The sequence below is a fragment of the Bacillus sp. GW823-FHT06B01 genome (assembly GCF_058952315.1).
Genome location: NZ_JBXAHR010000020.1, coordinates 1 through 4,673, shown reverse-complemented (window position 1 = coordinate 4,673; position 4,673 = coordinate 1). Strand labels below are relative to the sequence as shown.

Here is a 4,673-nt window from a genome sequence, read left to right as displayed (position 1 = left end):
GTTTCCTGACCATTCAGCCAGTTCTGTATTAATGTAAAATGGACTATTATCAAGATCAATTTCCGGATTAGGCTTTTCAAAATGAAGAGTAGGTGGAATTACCTTATTCTTAACAGCTAACACAGTCTTAATAAATCCTGCCATTCCAGCAGCTGTCTCCAAATGTCCTATATTTGTCTTAACTGAACCTATTGCACAGTAAGGGCTTTTAACCTGACTATCTTCAAATACTTGTTTCAACGCTGCAATTTCAATTGGATCACCTAATTGTGTCCCAGTCCCATGAGCCTCTATATAAGTAATAGAATGCGGTGAAGCACCTGCGAGAGCCTGAGCAGTTGCAATAACTTCTGCTTGTCCTTCTATACTCGGAGCTGTGTAGCCAATCTTATCAGATCCATCATTATTAATAGCTGATCCTTTGACAATAGCTAAAATATGATCTCTATCTGCAATAGCATCTTCAAGTCGTTTTAGCAAGACTACACCTACACCATCTCCAAAACTAGAACCGCTTGCCTTATCATCAAATGCCCGAGTGTGTCCATCAGATGAAGCAATCCACCCTTCTTGGTACAAATATCCTGTGTTTTGTGGGATTTTAAGATTTGCCGCACCAGCTACAGCAATATCACATTGGTAATTTAAGAGACTTTGACAAGCTGTATGTATGGCTACTAAAGAAGTAGAACAGGCTGTATTAATACTGATACTTGGCCCGTTTAAACCTAGCTTAAATGACGTTCTTGTTGGTAAATGATCCTTCTCGTTCCCCATAGCAATTTGCCATGCTCCAATATCACTAGATGTACGTGTATTCATAAGAATATTTTGTAAAAAGTAAGTACTGGATGCACAGCCTGCAAAAACACCTATTGAGTTAGTAGAATTATCCCCTACATATCCACCTTGCTCTAAAGCCTCCCAGGCACACTCTAAAAATAATCGGTGCTGCGGATCCATATATTCTACTTCTCTAGGCGTTAAACCAAAGAAATTACCATCAAAGTACTCAATTCGATTTATACTACCATGAGCTTTTACATAGTTAGAATTTGATACTAAGTCTATACTAATACCAGCAGATAGAAGTTCTTCATTACTAAAGAATTTAATGGTTTCTTTTCCTTCACAAAGATTTTCCCAAAACTCCTGAATATTATCCGCGCCCGGAAATCTCCCCTCCATTCCAATTACAGCAATTCCATTTATATCCCCTTGAAACTTATCTTCCTTTTCCACACTATTTCCTCTCCCTTCTAGACAATATCAAATTTCTCTGCTGAATCATTGCCTCACGCTGCTTTTTTCCACGTTCAATCCCACTTATAGAGCGTGTATATTGTTTTGTTTTCCCAAAGAAAGAAAGGTCATATAAAAATTTGGACATAGATGAAATCGTGGGATACTTAAACAACTCTATAATCGAAAATTCTAACTCCAATTCCAATTGTAGTTTTTCGTGTAATTGAACTAACATCAAAGAATTGCCACCAAGTTCAAAAAAATTATCGTGTATATCTAACTTCGAAACTAAAAGACAATCTTTCCATATTTCTACAATTTTATTTTCAAAAGCTACATCGAAAGAAGCTCCTTTTCTAGAAGATTCTGGCGAGTTAATTGTTTTTTCGTAAGAATGAGTAATTTCCCGAAGATCCTTACTTTTATTTTCAAATTTAGATTTAAGCGGTTGTACTAAATTTGATGCATATGCTTGAATGTCAGATACCAAATTATTTGACATAGCTATTTTCAATAACAGACTCTTAAAAATATTCAATAACCCTTCAACTTGATCATTGTTGAAATGCTGTTCACTATAAATTAATCTAATAGTCAGTCCGCTTTCTGGCACAACAACAAGTGTTAATGGATAATTAGTTTTGAGATTATCCTTAATGCCTGATATTTTAATTTCATCAATCCCATCTCTTTCCCACGATTTAACTGGATAGTTTTCGAATACTATTAGGCTTTCAAATAGCCTGCTAGATTGCCTTAACCCACACCAATTATGAATTTGAGTTAAAGGGGCATATTCAAACTCTTTCATTTCCATCTGTCCTACATGAATTTTTTTCAAAGATTTCTCAAGAGAGTCCGATAAATTCAACTTTATACGCACTGGCACATTATTAATAAATAATCCCATCATATTTTCAATCTCTAATAGTTCTGAAGGCCTTCCAGATACAGTACTACCAAAAACCACATCATTTTCCTCTGAAAAACTACTAAGTAAAACCGCCCATGAAAATTGGATTAGAGTATTAAGTGTAATTTTAAATGTACGAATTGAATTTGTAATTAGTAATGAATCTGCTTCATCCAAACGCATTTTGCATTCACTAAACGTCTTAATCCTCTGATGCACTGTTGCATTAAAAGGTAATGATGTAGTGCTCTTAAATCCTTGCATATACTGCGCCCAATAGTTTTTGGCACTTATCATATCTTGATCTTTTAACCAAGCTATATAATTCCGATAGGGTACTGGTGGATTTAATTTTATCTTCCTTCCATAACTATATTGACTATATAATGTAAATACTTCATTTAAAATTAGCCAATTACACCATCCGTCAAGAATCAGATGATGATATCCCCATGAGAAATAATAGGTTTCTTCATTTAATCGAAACAACTCCAAACGAATTAGCGGGGCAATAGTAGGATTAAATATTCTATACTTTTGATTAGATTCACTAATAATACGCCTTTGTTCATCCTCTGGAATTTCTCGCAAATCATATTCTACCCATGGCAGAGTAACCTGCTTTCTGACGATTTGTAACGGTTTTTCCAAATCACCCCAAACAAACATAGTCCGCAAAACCGCGTGACGATCCACAACCTTCTGCCAAGATCTCTTAAATGCTTTCACATTTAGCTTTCCACTCACCGTACAACTAAATTTCTCACATAGAACATCAGAATCTGGTGAAGAATACATATGAAGTAACATTAGTTGCTGCATAAAAGTTGCAGGATATATATCTTCTACATTCTTTAATATCACTGTTGATTCTCCCCAATCTCAATTTCTTTTAACATACTCTCCAATTTCATCATCTCGCCTTTATCAAGTTCAGCCAATGGAAAATCAAAATTTGTATAAATACAGCCATCTAGGGAGTTTAAAAAACTAACAATTTCATCTATTTTTGTACTAAACATCGTAGATAAAGTTTGAATCATATCAACATCTAATAAACAACTATTATAAATCCATTGAACTTTTAATTTCCCATTAACAATTACGATATTGATCTCTAGTGCATATCTGTTTCTTTCTTTTTTTTCATATTTAGGAAGATTATCATTATCAAGAAGAGTAAACAAACTTGAATCCGATGTTTCAATTTGACCTAAATAATTAAAACAAATAGCACTTAAAGGTATCTGGTCCAATTTATCTAATATTAAATCGCTTGCTAAATAACGTAATTTGTCATATCCATTACTATGTAATTGAGCTTTACAGTATTGTTCTTTTATACCTGCCAACCAATCACCAGTATTGCTCCAATCTAGATTTGCCGATAATACTAATGGATAAATATTTGTAAACCATCCAACTGTATTAGATGGGTCAACATCAGCAACAAATGGGTCTCTCCCATGTCTCTCAATATCCAGTAAAAAATCATACTTACCGAAATAGGATGTTAAAGTCATTACTAAGGCAGTTAACAACACTTCATCTACTTTCATCCTCGACACATATTGCAACTCTCGTAATATATATTGCGTATTAAAATCGTTTATTGAAGCATTCTTCGTTCTTATATCTGATGCCTTATTAATTTTATTATTTTCGAACCTAAATGCTTTCTTCATCCTGGATATATATTTTTCTGAAAACCAATAGTTTTTTTCAACCTCAAAATTCGTTTTATTCTCTTCAACCCAATTCTTTAACGAAATAGCCCATTTTGAATATGATAAGGCTGGAGGTTGCTGTGTAGAAGATACATTATTAAGAAGGCTTATATATTCATGCTGTAAATCCTCTAGTATTATCCTCCATGACATACCATCTATTACCAAATGATGTATTACTAGTAATAATTTATCTGGATTGCTATTCCCAAGGTTTATTAATGCCGCTCCTAATATTGGTCCCTTCACTATATCAAGCGAAGAACCCAGTCGATAACAAAGTGCCTCAGTTTCTGCTTGCAGCTGATTCATTGATGTATGTTCAAAATTAACTTTCATAATTGAAACTTTATTGTCTTCACCTACATATTGTGTCCATTCTTGTCCATCTAAAAATCGTAAACGCAAAGCATCATGACGTTTAATAACATGTTCTAACGCTTTTTTAAGAATATCGAATTCCAGAGGTTCTTTGGCTTCTAGAAATACGTTTTGAGTATAATGTGAATTATTAAGTAATTCTAATTCAAAGAAACGTTTTTGAATTGGCGTCAATGGTAACGGTCCTCTCCACTCATCCACCTCATTTAATCGTTCTATCAAATTATCAGAATAATTAACATTTCTACTCAAATCACGAACCGTCTGATGTAGCACAAAATGTTTTGGAGTGAACTGATAACCTAATTTATTTAAACGTGAAACTGCTTGAATACTAAGAATAGAGTCACCACCTAGTTCAAAGAAATTATCATACAATCCCACTTTATCTACTCTTAATATTTCTT

The 4,673-nt window shown here is 33.8% G+C and carries 3 protein-coding genes; all 3 read right to left on the bottom strand.

Features of this window, described 5'->3' with window-relative positions:
- A partial coding sequence (locus AC1Q8N_RS28655) for a type I polyketide synthase (protein WP_493521516.1) occupies nt 1-1,242 on the bottom strand: 1,242 nt, incomplete at its 3' end.
- A 1-nt stretch (nt 1,243) separates the two neighbouring features.
- On the bottom strand, nt 1,244-3,022 hold the full coding sequence (locus tag AC1Q8N_RS28650) for a condensation domain-containing protein (protein WP_098080805.1): 1,779 nt from the start codon (nt 3,020-3,022) through the stop codon (nt 1,244-1,246).
- Nucleotides 3,019-4,673, bottom strand: a 1,655-nt coding sequence (locus AC1Q8N_RS28645) for a condensation domain-containing protein (protein WP_493521515.1), incomplete at its 5' end; no start/stop codon positions are given. The genes AC1Q8N_RS28645 and AC1Q8N_RS28650, both read right to left, overlap by 4 nt.